The organism is Bacteroides fluxus YIT 12057, from assembly GCF_000195635.1.
Taxonomy (GTDB): domain Bacteria; phylum Bacteroidota; class Bacteroidia; order Bacteroidales; family Bacteroidaceae; genus Bacteroides; species Bacteroides fluxus.
Genome location: NZ_GL882657.1, coordinates 1 through 17964, shown reverse-complemented (window position 1 = coordinate 17964; position 17964 = coordinate 1). Strand labels below are relative to the sequence as shown.

The 17964-nt window shown below is 54.9% G+C and carries 12 protein-coding genes; 7 read left to right on the top strand and 5 right to left on the bottom strand.

Annotated features, from left to right (window positions below; translation table 11 throughout):
- The 6 genes from HMPREF9446_RS11955 (at nucleotide 1) to HMPREF9446_RS11930 (ending at nucleotide 5896) form a co-directional block, all read left to right on the top strand.
- A complete protein-coding gene (locus HMPREF9446_RS11955) occupies nucleotides 1-1338 on the top strand; it encodes a glucose-6-phosphate isomerase (RefSeq protein ID WP_009125922.1) in 1338 nt (445 codons plus the stop codon).
- A 545-nt stretch (nucleotides 1339-1883) separates the two neighbouring features.
- The gene (locus tag HMPREF9446_RS11950; protein ID WP_004294809.1) at nucleotides 1884-2741 is read left to right on the top strand and encodes a helix-turn-helix transcriptional regulator; all 858 of its coding nucleotides are present in this window, start codon (nucleotides 1884-1886) and stop codon (nucleotides 2739-2741) included.
- 105 nt (nucleotides 2742-2846) lie between these two features.
- A complete protein-coding gene (locus HMPREF9446_RS11945) occupies nucleotides 2847-3707 on the top strand; it encodes an RteC domain-containing protein (protein WP_004295489.1) in 861 nt (286 codons plus the stop codon).
- Between the two features lie 398 nt (nucleotides 3708-4105).
- Nucleotides 4106-4417, top strand: coding sequence for a helix-turn-helix domain-containing protein (locus HMPREF9446_RS11940; protein WP_004295488.1), 312 nt, complete (start codon nucleotides 4106-4108; stop codon nucleotides 4415-4417).
- Nucleotides 4418-4420: 3 nt separating this feature from the next.
- Nucleotides 4421-4747: a helix-turn-helix domain-containing protein gene (locus HMPREF9446_RS11935; protein WP_004295487.1), complete on the top strand. Its 327-nt coding sequence runs from the start codon at nucleotides 4421-4423 to the stop codon at nucleotides 4745-4747.
- A 135-nt stretch (nucleotides 4748-4882) separates the two neighbouring features.
- On the top strand, nucleotides 4883-5896 hold the full coding sequence (locus HMPREF9446_RS11930; RefSeq protein ID WP_009125921.1) for a PDDEXK nuclease domain-containing protein: 1014 nt from the start codon (nucleotides 4883-4885) through the stop codon (nucleotides 5894-5896).
- A gap of 63 nt (nucleotides 5897-5959) precedes the next feature.
- On the opposite strand, the gene HMPREF9446_RS11925 is transcribed toward HMPREF9446_RS11930, so the two are convergent.
- The 5 genes from HMPREF9446_RS11925 to HMPREF9446_RS11905 all read right to left on the bottom strand — a co-directional run bounded on the left by HMPREF9446_RS11925 (nucleotide 5960) and on the right by HMPREF9446_RS11905 (nucleotide 16456).
- Nucleotides 5960-12082, bottom strand: coding sequence for a helicase-related protein (locus HMPREF9446_RS11925; RefSeq protein WP_009125920.1), 6123 nt, complete (start codon nucleotides 12080-12082; stop codon nucleotides 5960-5962).
- Entirely contained in the window at nucleotides 12069-12518 is a 450-nt protein-coding gene (locus tag HMPREF9446_RS11920; protein WP_007486316.1) for a DUF1896 family protein, read from the bottom strand. The genes HMPREF9446_RS11925 and HMPREF9446_RS11920 overlap by 14 nt, the downstream gene beginning before the upstream one ends.
- Before the next feature lie 143 nt (nucleotides 12519-12661).
- A complete protein-coding gene (locus tag HMPREF9446_RS11915) occupies nucleotides 12662-14761 on the bottom strand; it encodes a type IA DNA topoisomerase (protein ID WP_009125918.1) in 2100 nt (699 codons plus the stop codon).
- A 15-nt stretch (nucleotides 14762-14776) separates the two neighbouring features.
- Nucleotides 14777-14995, bottom strand: coding sequence for a hypothetical protein (locus HMPREF9446_RS11910; RefSeq protein WP_009125917.1), 219 nt, complete (start codon nucleotides 14993-14995; stop codon nucleotides 14777-14779).
- Nucleotides 14996-14998: 3 nt separating this feature from the next.
- The gene (locus HMPREF9446_RS11905) at nucleotides 14999-16456 is read right to left on the bottom strand and encodes a DUF3945 domain-containing protein (protein ID WP_009125916.1); all 1458 of its coding nucleotides are present in this window, start codon (nucleotides 16454-16456) and stop codon (nucleotides 14999-15001) included.
- A gap of 313 nt (nucleotides 16457-16769) precedes the next feature.
- On the opposite strand from HMPREF9446_RS11905, the gene HMPREF9446_RS11900 reads away from it, so the two are divergent.
- On the top strand, nucleotides 16770-17888 hold the full coding sequence (locus HMPREF9446_RS11900) for a tyrosine-type recombinase/integrase (protein WP_009125915.1): 1119 nt from the start codon (nucleotides 16770-16772) through the stop codon (nucleotides 17886-17888).
- Nucleotides 17889-17964 lie beyond the last annotated feature (76 nt).

Here is a 17964-nt window from a genome sequence, read left to right as displayed (position 1 = left end):
ATGATTAGTTTGAACATTGAAAAGACTTTCGGATTCATTTCCAAAGAAAACGTTTTCGCCTATGAAGCCCAAGTAAAGGCTGCACAGGAAGCATTAGAAAATGGTACCGGTAAGGGCAACGATTTCTTGGGCTGGCTGCATCTCCCCTCTTCCATCACCCAAGAGCATCTGGCCGACTTGAAAGCTACCGCACAGACACTGCGTGAAAATTGCGAAGTGGTAGTCGTTGCCGGTATTGGCGGAAGCTATCTCGGCGCACGTGCGGTCATCGAGGCTTTGTCAAACAGTTTCACTTGGTTGCAAGAGAAAAAAACGGCTCCCGTCATCCTGTATGCAGGACATAATATCGGTGAAGACTATCTGTACGAACTTACCGAATATCTAAAGGACAAAAAATTCGGTGTCATCAATATTTCCAAATCCGGAACTACCACTGAGACAGCATTGGCTTTCCGTCTGCTGAAGAAACAATGTGAAAACCAACGCGGCAAGGAGGTGGCAAAGAAAGTAATTGTTGCCATCACGGATGCCAAGAAAGGCGCAGCCCGCGTAACAGCCGACAACGAAGGTTATAAATCATTCATCATTCCCGACAATGTAGGCGGCCGTTTCTCCGTGTTGACTCCGGTAGGCCTGTTGCCGATTGCCGTAGCTGGCTTTGATATCGAAAAGCTGGTTGCAGGGGCAGTAGTTATGGAGAAAGCTTGCGGAAAAGATGTTTCGTTTGCCGAGAATCCTGCTGCTATCTATGCCGCTACTCGCAACGAACTCTACAAAAATGGCAAGAAGATTGAAATCCTTGTCAACTTCAATCCCAAACTGCACTATGTAAGCGAATGGTGGAAACAGCTTTACGGTGAATCGGAAGGTAAGGAAAACAAGGGTATCTTCCCCGCTGCCGTAGATTTCTCTACCGACCTTCACTCCATGGGACAGTGGATCCAGGAAGGTGAACGCACCATCTATGAAACTGTAATTTCCGTAGAAAACACTCAGCATAAATTACAGGTTCCCGTTGACGAGGCTAACCTTGACGGTCTGAACTTCTTGGCCGGCAAGCGTGTGGATGAAGTGAACAAGATGGCCGAACTGGGCACACAACTCGCCCACGTTGACGGTGGTGTACCCAATATGCGTATCGTTATCCCTGCCCTGAATGAAGAAAGTATCGGCAGCTTATTGTATTTCTTCGAGATAGCCTGTGGCATCAGCGGTTACCTGTTAGGTGTCAATCCGTTCAACCAGCCGGGCGTGGAAGCATATAAGAAAAACATGTTCGCATTGCTGAACAAGCCGGGTTACGAAGAAGAATCCAAAGCTATACAAGCAAGATTGTAACAAGTACATCAATAGGATATCACCTAGGCGGTGTCAAAACTCAGATTTTAAAAATAGGAACTTATCATTTGAAATCTGAGCATATTAAAAGACTAAAGAAAGGGTCGTATCATTACTGAGATTGATACGACCCTTTTAAGTGTTATAGTTATAAGCTGTAACTTTGGGGAGTGGTCATTTTAGTTTTACCCCCCCTTTTTTTTGTATATTTGATGTAGTCTGAAGGTATTTAATTGACTACAAATAGATTAAAAGAAACTCGCATGAGAATGGGCAACGGATAAGAAATTGGTAAAGTGCTTTGATACACTATATTTCTCATGCTGTCAAACAACTCTTATTTGTTTGCAAATATAATATTATTGCAGGTAATAATCAAAAATAACGAGGTTTATTTTCATTTTTACCTGCTGATATTTGTTCCGGATTATCAGATGCGATATATTTGTAATTAGGATTCGTACCGTGTTCCAAGCGGTTCATAAGTAACGACTTGCGGAGTTTTGGCAACAAGGGGATGCGGCTCCGTTTTATAGAAATGACTTATGCAAACCGACTTATCCATTTACAACAGTCTTCGCCCTTCCTTTATAGAAGGCGTTCACGCCGTGAAGTTCAATGCTTTGTCGGCGGTCATATCGCGTTACCGGGATTATGCCCGCAGTTCCGAACAAATAAAAGCGTACTCGGGAGATTCTCTGCTGATGCGGGACATCGCCTCCTTGCTTGACGAAGCACCCCGTCCCATAACGAGGGAATACCAGGATTTCACCCCGTTCCTGCTTCTTCTGATGCTTTCGGAGGAATTTCATGTCGTCCATTACGTCGAGCGTCTTGTAACGTGGTATTTCGGCTACTGTTGTGTCGATGAACTGCGGACGGTTTGCACCATTCTGTCCGAGTGTTCCTACCCGCATCACGACACGCTGCGGCTGCGGTTCAAGAATTACCTGCGTGAAGCCCGTAAGACATTGGGTATGCCCGTTGAATGTAACGCTGCTGTCATGCTGAAAATGCTCGACGCCTCTTATGAACATCTCACTCCCGCCGATGTCGGGGAGTTCGAGGAGCTGTTGCACCTGGGGGACGATTACGAGTTCATCTCCCGTGTCAAATCGAATTATCTTGCCTCGGATAACGTCACGGAACTCGCCGGGGTTTGCGGGTATTCCAGCACGATTACCTTCCGCCGGCGTTTCCAGCGGGTTTTCGGCTGCTCGGCCTCCTCGTGGTTACGTCAGCGCCGTATCGAACGTATCGGGGAGTTGTTGCGGACGACACACTACACGTTGCAGGAAATAGCCTACATGTGCGGTTTCTCCGCCCAATCCCACTTTACGGACTTTTGCAAGCGGAATATGGGGAGCAATCCCACTTCCATCCGCCAGGAAGGTCGGATCTGACATTAAAATCGGCTCCGTGATAAAAAAACGAAGAGAAAGATAAAAATCGTAATCCGCCGGTTTTTCGATTCGCTAACTTTATACGCGAAAGTAACAAGACGGATTATGATTGCATTTATAGAAAAATTAAACAGCGAAGTCCTGCGGAGTATCGAACGTATCGAATCGCGGGATACCGACGTGTTGAAAAAGTCGCTTGAAGCGTCACGTGTCCTGGGAGAAGCGTTCGACCGTTTGAAACAATATATCATCGGCTACCGTTTTCAAAACGATGACGAGGAAATAAAGTTCTTCAAAGAAATCAAACCTCGTCTTTTTTGCCGTCTGATCTATTACCGCAAGCTCTACAATATCGAGATGAACCGTCCGGTAGGAAGTATCGAGGCACAACGGGAGTACCTGGACGCCCATGTTCGGGCCATCAACGCGTACACGCAGAAACGCCTCGACTTTATCCGCTATTTCCGCAGCGGCGCTACACACCTGGACAGCCTCTATTTCCTGCGCGGGCAGACCGACACGGAGCAATACCTGGAAACCTTCTACTATGAACTCGACCCGCAGTTTTCGACAAACGCGGATTTCAAGGTGGCGAAAATCCTGGCCAACGATATGTTGTCGGTTTATCTTATGGGCGAATTGGAATCACTGGAGAGCACGAACCTCCGGAACATGGTTCTGCCATTGCCTGACGTGCGTCCGACATGGCAGGACTCGAAGACGGATCTGACGGAACTTATTTACCTGCTCGACAGTAAAGGCTGTTTCGGCAATGTGCCACTCACGCAACTTGCCAGCTACATTTCCAACGCTTTCAACGTACACCTCGACATGAACCTTTCGAGGACATTCTGCGATATGAAAATCCGAAACAACCCGACACCGTGGCTTGACAAGGCGAAAGAGGCCCTGCTTAAACGTATGCAGACGTGGAAGCGAAACAAGAAAAACGGCAATTCCGAGTAGAACATGAACCGGTAAAGCACTCTATTCCTTATAGAAACACTGATAATCAGCGTTGTATATAACAAAAGAACCGAGGTCGGTTTTCCCCCGTAACTCTCGAAAGGAACTTTCCCGAACGCCCGTATTTGCACCCGTATAAGGAGCCGATACGGGTGTTCCGTTGTAGCCCCGTCCGGATTAGAACACCGTTAAGCGTTGAATCACAGTATGCTATCGCATTTCTGCCAATAAAAATACCGAGTACGGGCCGCGGATTTCGGTAAAAAACACTGCCTTCTTCACCGCATGAACCATTGAGAATCAGTTCACTGCAAATTATCAAAAAAAAGTCGTACCGACCTCGTTTTAAGCTGTCCATATAAGCCCGACCTTTGTAACAGACTAAAAAACAAAGAAGTATGAAAATCATAGTGATCGGTTCGCGAGCCTATAACGAGCTTGTCGGGCGTATAGAGAAAATAGAGGCTGCAATCGCCTCTCTCCCTGAAAAGGGGCGTGCATGGAATAAGGAGTATATAAACGACGAATGGATGGACGGCGAGCAGGTCTGCCGTTACCTGGGCATCAGCGGGCGTACCCTTCAACGCCTCCGCTCGGATCACGTGATCACCTATTCGGCCATCAACCGGAAGCTGTATTATTCCCTCACGGAAATCCGCCGTGTGCTGAAGGAGCGTTCCGTGCGGCGCAAGAACCAACCAAAGGAGTAGGCCATGTTTCTGGACAAGGAATATTTCGACGGATGGATGCAGCGGCTCTCGGAACGGCTGGAACGTATCGAGAAGCTGTGCGCGGGGGACGTGGAGCAACCGCTTTCCATCCTGCCTGACGGGGAGCGTCTTCTGGACAATTACGACCTGTGCCGTATGCTCAATATCAGCAAGCGCACACTCCAGCGTTACCGCACCTCGGGAGAGCTGCCTTACGAGATGATCTATCACAAGACCTTCTACCGGGAATCGGACGTCCTGCGGTTCATCGAGCGTAACTTCAGTAATTTCCGCAAGCTGAAAAAGGATCGTCCTGCCGGTTCCGGTTAGGCCCTGTCCCGAGAGTCCGGCGTCATGGAAAAACGCGGAGATACATGGAATAAGGCACGACATGACGGTGCAACCGCTCGATATTTGCCGTAAAATCAGTATGTTTGCACTTGGAAGCCTATATAATAATGAACAATGAAAGAAACAGATAAAATACATCCTGCCGACAAAGGGGAGGAAGAGCTGCTGCATAACGTGCGCCATATCTTGCAGGAAGCGCGCGCAAAGGTGATACATCATGTCAATTCGACCCTCGTGAGGGCTTACTGGCAGGTAGGGAAATACATAGTGGAGTACGAGCAGCAGGGAACCGACCGTGCCGGATATGGCAAGGCTGTCATCAACACCCTTTCCAGGCGGCTCGTGGCGGAGTTCGGAAACGGGTTCACGGCCACCAACCTGCGGTACATGAGGCAGTTTTACCAGTGCTACCCGAAATATCACACGCTGTGTGATAAATTGAGCTGGTCGCATTGCCGCACGCTTCTCAAGGTGTCGGGCGATGCCGCCCGTGATTTTTACCTGCACGAGTGCGTCAAGGAAAACTGGAGTGTCCGGCAGCTCGACCGCCAAATCAACACGCTTTTCTATGACCGCCTGCTGGCCAGCCGAGACAAGAAAGCCGTGAAAGAGGAAATTTCCCGTACCGAACCCGGGCGTGTCGAACCCAAAGAGATCATCCGCGACCCGTATATCCTGGAGTTTCTCGGGATCCCGCAGGGAGAGCATTTTCTGGAAACCGATCTGGAGCAACTGCTCATCAGCCGCTTGCAGCGCTTGATGCTCGAACTCGGGAAAGGCTTCGCCTTCGTCGCGCGACAGAAGCGTATCTCCTTCGACGACAAGCATTTCTACATCGACCTGGTCTTTTACAATTACCTGGCCCGTTGTTTCGTTTTAATAGATTTGAAATCCGGGGAGCTGACCCACCAGGATTTGGGGCAGATGCAGATGTATGTCAATTACTACACCCGTGAGTTGATGAATCCCGGGGATAACCCTCCGGTGGGTATCGTCCTCTGCGCGGAGAAAAACGACGCGGTCGTCCGTTACACGCTGCCCGAAGATGAAAAGCAGGTCTTCGCCGCCCAGTACATGACCTATCTTCCCACGCAGGAGGAGCTGCAAACACTCTTGCAGGAAGTGTGACAACAACGCTCACGGGCATATGAAAAAAGCCGACGGAAATCTGTACTTCCGTCGGCTTTTCGTTTACATCTTGATCCCTTTCTTCGCAGGGCCGTTCTCCGGCGGGCTGCCCACGCCCGCGATGACGATGCGCCCCCCGGAGGCGTCGGCAATCTGCCGCAGCCGGGAAGGAATACGGGTCGCCGTGTTGTCTTCCTTCGGGAGCTCTTCCGCCGTGTCATGCCGTTCCCGGCACACGTCGTTATCCTCCTCCGCCTCCTTTCCCTCGCTCTCTTCTATCGGTTTGAGGCTTTGCTGTATCCTGCGGTCTATTTCCGTCAGGTCAGCTTTTAGGGCCGTCAGTTCGGGCTCCTTGCGCCAGGAACTTTCCACCACTTCCCGCAGGACGGGAATATCTTTCTCCAGTTCCTCATTCTTTTTCCGGAATTTCTCCAGTGTCGGCTCGATGGTCGCGAGCGCGTGGATGAAGTTCATCGCCGCCAGTCGCGGGTCGGAGGCGATATTCCCGTAGTTATACTGGTATAGATAATCCCCTTCACCCCGGACATAAAAACGGTTCTGCACCAGGTCGAGCCCGTCTTTCCCGGTCGTTTCGCTCTGGACGAGCAGCTCGAACCCGTAGAGGCTCCCGATGGGTTCGAGCCTGTCGAGCGTGCGTGCCGTTTCGGCGATACGGTTGAGCTGTTTCCCGATGAGCTTGGGGTCGGAGGTTTCCAGCCCGTTCAGTTTCACGGGATTGCGGTACGAGCCGTCCTCGTTGAACTCGACGCGGGCCTTGAAGTGTTCCAGATCCTTGCCGATACGCCGTATCAGGTCGTTGTTCTTCTCTATCTTCTCCGTGATCTGCTCCAGCTTGTAGCGGCTCGATGATTTACCGCGCACGAATGCCTGGCGTTCGCTTTCGAGCGTGGCGATCTTCTTCTCCAGGCGGGCCTTGTCCAGCAGGTCTGTATTTCCCGAGAGGACGGCGACATACTCGGAAAAATTCATGCCGCTCTTTTCGTCGATGGCCCCCTCGTCGATGGTACGGCTTCCCATGTTGTTGGTCTTGAGCTGGCGGATGAACAGTTGCTTGTTGTGCAACAGCCCGAACTTGTAGGCGTCGAGCGACTTCTCGACGGCGTATAATATCACGTCCACCTTGTTGTCGGCATGGAGTTTGGCGATCTCGTTCCCGGTGCGTATTCCCCGCCCGTCGCGCTGCTCCAGGTCGCTGGGACGCCAGGGGCAGTCCAGGTGGTGTATCGCCACGCAGCGTTTCTGCGCGTTCACTCCCGTCCCGAGCATCTCGGTCGATCCGAAGAGTACGCGGATTTTTCCGGCGTTCATACCAGCGATCATCTCCTTGCGCGCTTTTTCCGAGGTCGCCTCCTGGATGAACCGCACCTCGCTTTGGGGTATGCCGTAATCCTCCGCGAGTTTACGCCGTATCTCGGAATAGACGTTCCACCCCGCTCCGGGTTTGTAGGTTCCCAGGTCGGAGAATACGAACTGCGTACCTTTGTACGCCTCGAAACGGCGGTAGTAACCGGCAATCATACGGGCGCAGTGGCTCGCCTTGTTGTCCACGTGGTCGCTGTATAGTTCGGGGTCTATCATACGCATATCGAGCGACATCTTGCGGGCGTAGTCTGTGGCAATGAGCATTTTCGCCTTTTCCTCCCGCTCCGAGAGCGGCAGGCGGCCCAGGAGCGTGGCATCGCCCGATTTGGCGAACTGCACCAGCCGTTCTATGAACTCCGTCTGCTGGGGTGTCGGCGGGATATTGTGCAATATCTCGTTCTTTTGCGGTCGGTCGATCCCTATATCCTCCGCCGAGCGGTAATCTGTAATCTCGGAGTAGAACATGGCCAGTTCGGGAACCTTGATGAAATATCGGAACCGTTCTTTTTGCACGACCTCGTTGGTCACGGAAAACTCGTAGTCGATGGTTTTCTTGGCAAATATGGCCGCCCAGGCATCGAAGGTGCGGATATTCTGACGCTCCAGTTCCTTCGGGCGCAGGTACTTGAAAAGCAGGTACAGTTCCGTGAGCGAGTTAGAGATGGTCGTTCCCGAGAGGAACGTCGCCCCCAAGTCGCGGCCCGTGCGCTGCTGTATGGTACGCAGCGCGAAAAGCATGTTGAGCGCCCGCTGCGACCCCTCGGGATTTCCGAGGCCCGCCACCCGGTCATGCCGGGTCGTGAAAGTCAGGTTCTTGAATTTGTGGCTCTCGTCCACGTAGAGGTGGTCGATACCCATGAGGCGGAAGTCCACGGCGTCGTCCTTGCGTGTTTCCAGCGCGTGCGCCACCTTCTGCAACTTGGCTTCCAGGTTGGCCTTGCGTTTCTGACACCCTTTCATCATGGCGCGGGAAACGTCCCTGCCTTGTGCTTTGAGCACTTCGAGGTTCTCCTCCACGCAGTCCAGCTCGGCCTGCAATATCTCCTGCTGTATCTCCGGGGACTGGGGTATCATGCCGAACTGTTCGTGCGAGAGGATCACGGCGTCCCAGTCGTTGTTGCGTATCTCCCGGAAGATGCGCTCACGCTTCCGGGGCGTGAAATCCTCCTTGCCCGGGTAGAGGACTTTGGCCATTGGGTAAGCGGTGCAGAACGTCCGGGCTATTTCATGGATGTTGGCTTTCAGCCCGATAATCATGGGTTTATTGGCCAGCCCGAGGCGTTTCTTCTCGTAGGCTCCGCAGCACATGATAAGGGTCTTTCCGCCGCCCACCTCGTGGTCGATTATCCCGCCGCCGAGCAGTTTGTCCATCCATATCGCGTCCTTCTGGCTGTCATACAGATTGTCTATCCCCAGCCCCTTGAGGTCGAGGTCGGGGAATTCCTGGTGCGTCCCGTCGTACTTCGGGCGCACGTAACAGTTGAAAGTACGGTTATAGAGGTCTGTCAGGCGGTCTTTGAAGTCGGACGACTGCTCGCGCAGCCATTCGGGGAAAGCACCCCGGATCTCGTCTATCTTGCTGTTGGCGAGCTGTATGGCCTCCCCGTCACGCACTTTGACCTCCCGCCGTTCGCCGTCCACCCATTTGAGGACGGTCTTGGTGATGTCGGGCGAAGTGTTTTGCAGGGCGTGTTTCAAAAGGTGCAGGCCGTTGTACTTACGGGTCTGCGCGCTGACGGCATACTGCTCCGTGATCTTCACGTTCGTCGCTTCCGCCTTCACGCCGTACTCGTCCAGGTTGGAGGCGAAGGTGATCTTTACCTCCGTATCGAAGAGCGAAGAGGCGAAACGCTCGTAAACACCTTTTGGAATCCACCGTTCGCCCAGGTTGAAATCCAGGTCGTCGAAAGCGATGGGTTTGGGCGTCGCCTCGCGCAGAGCCTCCAGCGATTCCCGGGCCGGGGCGTGGTCGGGATTCTCCCGCAGGAACGCCTCGATCCGTTCGGCTTTCCCGATGACATTGCCGGCGATGAACTTGTCGGCAACCTCGTAGCCGTCCGTTTCCGGGTTGTAATAGATACGTCCTTTCAGTTCCCCGAGTATTCCCTCCACGGTAGTTCCCGTGAGCGAGGCCATGTAGTGCGGTTCCACCCGGCCGTACTTGTTCAGGCTGGCCACAAGGGCCTCCGAAGCGTCGTCGGCGTGCGTGATCTCATCGGGATTGAAGGCCACGGGACGCTCGAAGATGTCGGCTTTGCGTGCCTTGCCGTCGATGTAACGCTCCAGCGATAGAATCTCCGTTCCCCGCGCGTCCATCTTGATCAGGTCGAGGTTGCGTTTGTCGTTGAGCCGTCCGAAGCGTTCGGTGAAATTGTCGTAAAGCCGGTTGAGCATCTCCCGCAGGGCGGGGTTCGCCGTCAGCGTTTCCGCCTCGTTGTTATAAAGGTGGTAATAGGCATCGCGAATCTCGATATACATGGAGGCTTTCGTCCGTTGTGCAGGCGTGAGTTCCAGCGGGTGGAACATGGGTTGCAGGGATTCAGTCCCCCGCAGGTAGCCGACCCGGTTTTGTCCGTCCGTGACGAGTGTCCCCTCGCGGAAATAGGGGGCGACCTCCCCCTCGAACGGGCGGGGTTTCATATCCGCCTCCCGTATCTGCGGCGTTTCTTTACCGGGTTCTTCCTCCTCCGGATTTTCCGGCGTGTCGAACAAGCTGCCCGTTCTCGGCGTACCGGCGGCTTGTTTCCGTTTGTCTTTCGGGGCTTCCGTCGGGGGGCGTACCGTCTGCCGTTCCCGCTGTTCCGGGGTTTCCTGCTGCCGGGCGCTTTGTCGGCGCAGTTCCGCCCTCCGTTCCGGGGTAAGCGACATCATCATCTCGTAAAAGCCGTTGATCGGCGGGTTGTCCTCCCAGTTCAGGGAGGCATACAAGTCTTCGGGATCACGCTCCGGTGGCGTCGTTTTCGGCATTTCGCTCTTCTGTTCCTCCGGAGAGGAGGCCGGGGCGAATAACGAGGGTTGCCGGGGCGTCTTCCGCTTTGCTCCCCGGCGGCTGTTCCTTTTCTTGGATATACCGAGTTCTGCCTGCCGCCGCTCCTCGGCGCTGAAGCCGAACAGATCGTAGAGCGTCAGCAACGGTTCCTGCTGCACGTTTACCAGTTCGGCAGCTTGGGTGGCAGGTGCGGGAGCCGCCGTTTCCACCGTGTCGAAAAGCGACCCGGCGAAGCCCTCCCGCGGTTTCGGTTCCGTTGTTCCGCCCACGTGCTGCACGGGAGTATCCGCCATGCCGAAATCTTCGGGTTTCGGCGGGTGCTGCTCCCACAAGCGATTCTCCCGCTCCTTCGACCAGGCCCCGAAGTCGGCCAGATCCTCCCCGGTCGGTTCTCCGGCGGATGTGGCGGCAGAATCCGGTAACGCTTGTCCGGGTTTGTTTTCGATTCGGGTAATCTCCCCGGTTTCGGTATCGACATGGTAGCCCTGCGCCGCCATTTCTGCGACGACGCGGCGTTTTTCCTCCTCTTCCCGCTGCTGCTGAAGGTTACGGGCGTCGGCGATAATCTCCTTGACGATTTCTCCGGCAAGGCGGGGCTCGTGTCTTTCGGCACGCTGGCGTTCCGCCTGACGGGGACGAGACAATTCCCGCTCCGGTGTACCGGGTGTCTGTTCCGGAGCATGTTCCAGGCAATAACTCTCGTTGAAATGCCGGTTGAAATCCTCCGAGAGCATACGCCGCATCTCCCGGTCGATGCCGTCCACGCCCTCCGCGTGGGTGAACTCCATCGCCGGTTTGCCGTAGGGGTCTTTGCCTACTTTGGCCTCGGTATGGATCACCCTGTCGAACGACTGGAAGAGGTTGTTTATCCGGATGCCGTTCGACAGCTTGCGGGATTCGATGAAATCCCGCTGCCGTTCGGACAGTCCCCCCGTGGCGGCTTTCTTTTGCAGGATAACCAGGTCGCTGCCGACCTCCGTCCCCGCGTGTTCTGTAAAGAGGTTGTTCGGCAGCCGGATGGCCGATACGGGCTCGCAGCGGTTCATCAGCCACTCGCGCACGGGGCGTCCCTGCTCGGCGTTCAATACTCCCTGCGAGGTGATAAATGCCACCAGGCCGCCCTCGCGTACCATATCGACGGACTTCATGAAAAAATAGTTGTGCAGCGCCCGTGTGCCTTGCCGCCGCACGGGGTCGGTATGGGTGGAGAAGAACGGGTCGAAGAGCGCCACGTCCCCGAAAGGGATGTTGCTCACGGCCACGTCGTAGTAACCGGCGTATTTGGGTTCGATGCGCTCGAATCCCTGTATCCGCACCCGTTTTTCGGGGTGCAGGTGCTTCAGGATCAACCCCGTGGCGGGGTCTTTCTCGAAGCAGGTGATCTCCGCGTAGGGGTCGTGGAAATCCACGGCATTGACGAAAACCCCCGTTCCCGCACTGGGGTCAAGAATACGTTGGGGGGCAATCCGCGTGTCCCATATCGCCTCCACGATGGCGTCTGCCACTTTCGGGGGCGTGTAAAAAGCCGTCAGGACGGAGTTCTTGATCCCGTCCATGTAGCGCTTGTATTCCCGTTCGTCGGGAGTATTCGCCCTGATGACCTCGTGCAACTCGGCCACGAGCGTTGCCATGCCGTCCTTGTCCGGTTTCCCGGTGGGGTTTTCCAGCACTTCCTTGATGGCGCCGAAGCCGCTGTATGCGCCGAGTGTCCTTTCTTCTTCGGGAGTCGGCGCCCGCCGTTCCCTGTCGAGCGTGAAGGCCGTCTTCAGCGCGTCGATATTCTGGCGGAGGTGGGTTTTCTTATTGAATGCCATCTTCGAGAAGTATTTGGACGGTTCCCGTCAGTTCGGTATAGAACAGTTCATAGTCGGGCGTGTCGGCGAAGTCGTCCGTGAGGTCGTACTTCTCCAGCACCCCGCGGCAGAGGGGCAGCAGGCGTAGAGCCGCCTGCCGGGCGGTATCCTCGGGAATCTCCGCCTCGAATTCCCTCCAGAGGATGTTTACCAGCGTGTTGTAGGGTGAAAAGTGCAATCCGCGGTAGAGTTCCTCGCGGGCAATTTCTTCGGCCTCGATGTGGTTACAGCCCGAACGGATCGCCTCGCTGTACGCTTGGGCGGCGCTGTCGGCCCGCTCGGCGATGAATTCACCTTCGGCGATGAGTTCCGGGTGGCTGTCCTTGAGGTAGGATAGTAACGAAAGTCCGTAATAGGACAATTCCCCCGTGGGGGTATGGTGTTGCTTGTCTGGCATGATAAGAATTTTTAGTGGTCGTTGATAATCGGGGAAGAGAAAGGCGCCCCGGGTTCCCACCCGAAGCGCCGACCACTGAAAAAATCCTTATCAAACAAGCGTATCTCGTTATGACAGGTCTTTTCCAGTGGCAAAGGTAACGATTATTTCCGTTTGTTCCTCTTTCCCTGCCTGGGAGTATCGCGCGGTTCGAAAACGAACGAGGTCTTGAACTGGTCATCGAGCGTGAGGGCCGCGTCGAACGTCCCGCCGCCGTTTTTGACGAATCCCCGGATCGTGCCGGTTTTGCCTTTGGTCAGCAGTTCCGCGAGCTGCTTGTCGGTCAGCTCCTTGCGGGCCACGGTTCTCCATACGGTCAGGCCGCAATCGGGATTCTGGCACTTGGCGAGTTTGGGATAGAACACCACGGGCCTGCCGCAACGCGGGCAGGCTGTGTCACTCTCCGCGCCGTCGATTCTTGCTTCCAGCAGTTCTTTGGCGATTTGCGAGGCGAAGACCTCGATACCGCGATGGAACGTCGGGGCGTCCATCTCCCCGGTGGCGATCTTCGAGAGGGCCAGTTCCCAGCCGCCCGTCATGGCGACATCGGCGATCTTCTTGTCCCTGACCACGGCATACACGGCCAGTCCCTTGTCCGTGGGTACAAGCGACTTTTTCTCTCGCCTGACATACTCGCGGGCAAAGAGCGTTTCGATGATGGCGGCACGGGTGGCGGGCGTGCCGATGCCGGCATCCTTCATCGCCTCGCGTTCGGCCTCGTCGGACAGTTCGCGTCCGGCGGTTTCCATCGCCGCCAGCAGGCTCGATTCCGTGTGAAGGGGGCGCGGCCGGGTCTGTTTCTGTTCCGTGCCGCATCCTTTGACGGGCAGCTCGTCGCCTTGCACGATGTCGGGAAGGAGGGTCATGTCCTCCTCTTTCTCCTCGACAGGTTCATTCAGGACGGCCCGCCAGCCCGTCTCGACCATGATACTGCCGCGGGCCGTGAAATCATGCCCCGCGCTTTGCAGGGTAAGGGAAGTGTTTTCTTTCACGCAGGCCCCGGAAAAGGTTTCGAGCATCCGCCCCGCGACCATCTCATAGACGATGCGGTGGTCGGCATCCAGTTCGGAGGGGAGGTTCTCGGTGGGAAGCAGCGCGTGGTGGTCGGCGATCTTTTCGTTGTCCACGCTTCGGCGGGAGAGAGATGCGGTATCCATCCTGCCCGCGTATTCCGCGAAACGGGGATAGCGTGTCATGTTCCCGATGAGTGCCGGAATCTCCTCGGCCACATCTTCCGATATATAGCGTGAGCCGGTACGGGGATAAGTGATGAACTTCTTCTCGTAAAGCGACTGGGCGATGTCGAGCGTTTTTTCTGCCGAAAAACCATACCGGCTGTTGGCCTCTTTCTGGAGTGTCGTCAGGTCGTACAAGAGAGGCGGCTGTTCCCTGGCCTCCTTGCGCTCCACGTTCACGACGCGTACCGTTCGGGCGCCGATAACCTCGGCGCGGGCTGCTTCCGCCTTCTCCCTGCCGTCGAATTTCTCCGTGGAGAGGACGGTGAACTCCGTGCCCTCCTTTGCCGTGGAGAGCTTCAGCCGGAAATAGGTGGCGGGCTTGAACGCCTTGTTCTCCAGGTAACGGGAGCAGATGATCGCCAGCGTGGGGGTCTGCACCCGTCCGAGCGACCAGACGCCCCGCCCGGCAGCCACGGCAAGCGCTTGCGAGGCGTTGATACCGACGATCCAGTCGGCTTCGCTGCGGGCTTTGGCCGAGAGGTAAAGGTTGTCGTATTCGTTGCCAGGGCGGAGGTGTTGTAACCCCTCGCGGATGGCCCGGTCGGTCAGGCTGCTGATCCATAACCGCACGAAAGGGGTGCGGCATTCCAGGTAAGAGTAGATGTAGCGGAAGATCAGCTCCCCTTCACGCCCCGCGTCGGTCGCGACGATGATGCGCTCGGCCATGCCGAACAATTCCCGGAGAATACCGAGCTGCTTCACGACACCCGGGTCGGCCTTATACTCTTTACCCTCCCGAACCTGCCGGGGCAGGAGGATGAACGATGATGGCAGGATAGGCAGGTTTTCCCGGCGGAAACCCGCGATGCCGTACTGTTGGGGCATTGCCAGCCCGACCAGGTGGCCGAAGGCCCAGGTTACGGCATAGCCGTTTCCCTCGATAAAACCGTCTTTACGGTTCGTGGCTCCCACGATGGCGGCGATCTCACGCGCCACCGAGGGCTTTTCTGCGATAATTACTTGCATGATGATTCGGATTTTTCAGTGGTTGTTTTCTTGTAGTTCTTCTTCTTTCTCTATTTCCGGACGGGCGATCAGCCGGCGGTCGTAATAGACATGGTTGCCGTTCCCGTCGTAATACTGCCGTCCGTCGTCCACCTCTTCCGGGGGGGGGCTGCGTTTACCCGGCCGGAAATACAAGGCGGCCAGCGCCGCGATCAGGAGCGGCATGGCTCCGGCCTGCATATAAAACCATTTCATACGCTACGCCTTGATGCCTTTGGAGTTGTTTTTCTTGTTACTGCGGTAATTTCTCCTTTGCGCCGGAGTGGCCTCCTGCTGTCCCTGCTTGAGCGGCTCTTTCACACCTTTGACCGCTTCGACGGTCTTGCCCTCGGAATTGACGGCGACCTGGGTACGGCTTTCAACGGCGGGTTTGACCTCCGCTCCCTGCCGTTTCGCACGGTCGGGATTCCAGCGGAAGAAGTCCATCTTGTTACGCTCGAAGTTGGGCTTGACCCAGGCGTTGAACGGCTCACCCTGCCCGTCCTTGACCATGCCCTTGATGTAGAAAGCCTTGACATCCGCCCGCTTGGAGGGGTCGTTCACCGCTTCCGTCCACTGGTCATAAGCCTCTTTGGGCACGGAGGCTTTGAGGATTGTCCGGTGAATCGTGAGCGTGGGCTGTCGTTCGGAGGCCGTCGTTTCCTGCCGTCCGTTTTTCTCGGCGGCCTTCTGGCGGTAAATCTCCTTGTTCTCCTGGGCGTAGCGGTTGCGATCCAAACCGTCGTAGGTAAAGGAATAGTTACGTTCGGCCGCGTCGATTTGGATATAGGCATCCCGCTTATAACCCGCGCGGGTGGTATATCCTTCGAGCAACACCTTGCCACCGCCGTAGAAATCCATCTGCTTGCCTTCCGAGAGGTCGGCCTCCTTGATACGGGCACGTTTTTCGAGTAACGAAACGGGCATGGGTTCCAGCGTGTTCGTCCATTTGTCTATCGACACGTAGCAGGGCGTGAGCTTGCCCGGCTCCAGCTCCAGGTCGATCACTTTCCCGGCGTGGCGGGTGTTCATCAGGTTCGTTTTCGCCTCCTCATCGAGCAGCACCCCGTGGAAGGGGGCGTCGAGGTCGGGCCGTTCCTGCCAGTAATGCGGCACGACGCGCAGCGAGCCGTCCGCCTGCTCTTCGAGCGACACGCGCCCTTTGGTGGAAACACGCATCCCGTTCTCCAGTTCGGGGTTCATCTCCACCAGCCCGTTGGATTTATGTCCGTAAGACATGGCTTTCAGGTGCGGCTCGATGTCCTCCATGCGGATACCTTTCTTCTCCATATCCGCCAGGTCTATCTTCGTGACGTCCAGCGGCTCGAACTGCCGCTGCTCCTGCGTCTGAAGCCGTTCGGAGGGGTCGATACGGTAATTTTCCAGAATCTCCGGGTCGAAGTCGATGCGGATAAGTTTGTTCAGGGCATTCTCCGTCATGACGAAGATACCCGTGTGGACGGGGTTCTGGGCCTGTTCCATGAACTTTTTGAAGAAGGCTTCGAGGGCTGAATCCTGCGTGTTCACGTTCAGCAGGCTCGCCACGTTCTGATCCGTGGGGTCGGCGGTCTGGATATTGCCGTCCCGATCCACGCCGGTAACGGCTTGCAGTCGTCCGTCGTCGGCATTCTGAACGAGCATGACTTGTTTAGCGTCGTTCTTTACGTTTTCGTCCATAATTACGAGTGTTTTTAGTTAGCACCAATAGCGATGCGGGAACGAAAGTAAGGGGAACGGCTTGAACGTAAAATAGTTGGAACGGCTATGGAAGCATCGGGCACAGAAGTGGCCGCTTGTGGCGCAGGGCAGAGGAAATCGGAGAAACGGAGTGCCGGGAAGGACGGATTTGGCAGAGGGTATTTTCGTGGCTCCTCACCTTATTTGTCAGGTAGTCGGGATCTATTGTTAAATGTCAATAAAGCGCATGGATAACCCGTGTTTTTTTATAAATTTGCGAAAACGGGTTTCAGTATCCGACAAAACGTGAGGCATGGAAATATATACCCCAAAACCCAAAATCAAACTTTCTCCTGTGGTAAGAAACGGGAGAGAATTTGTCGAAGTGACTTTCGGTAATGACAATGACATCCGCTTGTCGCTGTCGAAGGAAGAAAACGTACTGCTTGTCGGCGGCAGGGCTTATCTGCCGGCAGAAGATTTCGTGCTTGCCGAGTTCTTCGACCGCTATGTAAAAATGGCATTTATAGACTATTCCGCCATCAAGGAAACCGCACCCCGTAAAGAGGAAGACAAACGGCCGCCACTGCCGGAAGGCTATCTGGAAAAACTTCAGCAAGTGCGTTACAGTGACCATACCGTAAGGGTATATACCTCCTATTTCCGCGATTTCCAACAGCATTTCGAGGGGCGTAAGATTGAAACGGTTACTCCCGGCGAGATAAACGACTACCTGCTGTATCTCATCCACGAGAAAAACATATCCTCCTGCCAGCAAAACCAGCGTATCAACGCCATCAAGTTCTATTACGAGAAAGTTCTCGGTCAGGAACGGCGGTGTTACAAGGTGAACCGTGCCAAACGGGAGAAGACGCTGCCCGACGTGTTGAGCAAGGAGGAAATAAAGAAGATACTCGACGCGACGGTGACAGACCTGCGCTTCTTCTGCATGTTCTCCATACTCTATTCCGCAGGATTGCGCATCAGCGAACTGCTGGAACTGAAACCCGGCGACATCAACGAATCCCGCTCCCTGATACGGGTGCGGCAGGGTAAAGGAAAAAAAGACCGCTACACCCTGCTATCAAAACCGTTGATGAAAAAGCTGACGGAATATAACAGACTATACAAACCGAAAGTGTGGCTTTTTGAACACAGACCGGGCGAACCTTTCACCGAGAGTATCGTGTCGAAACGGCTGAAGGCAGCGGCCCGGGAAGCGGGAATCACGAAACGGATTTATCCGCACCTGCTGCGCCATTCGTTCGCCACCCACTTGCTGGAGCAAGGAACCGACATCAAGATTGTGAAAGAGCTTATGGGACATAACAACATCAAGACAACGGAAAGGTATGTCCACATAGCCGACACTTTCAAAAGCAATATCAAAAGCCCGTTGGACGATCTGTTGATGGAGGAAGACGAGGTCTGATACTTAAAGAAAATAACAGCCAAATCGGCTGATAGTATAACGTTATCCGCAATAGTAAAACAATTAAAAATTAAAA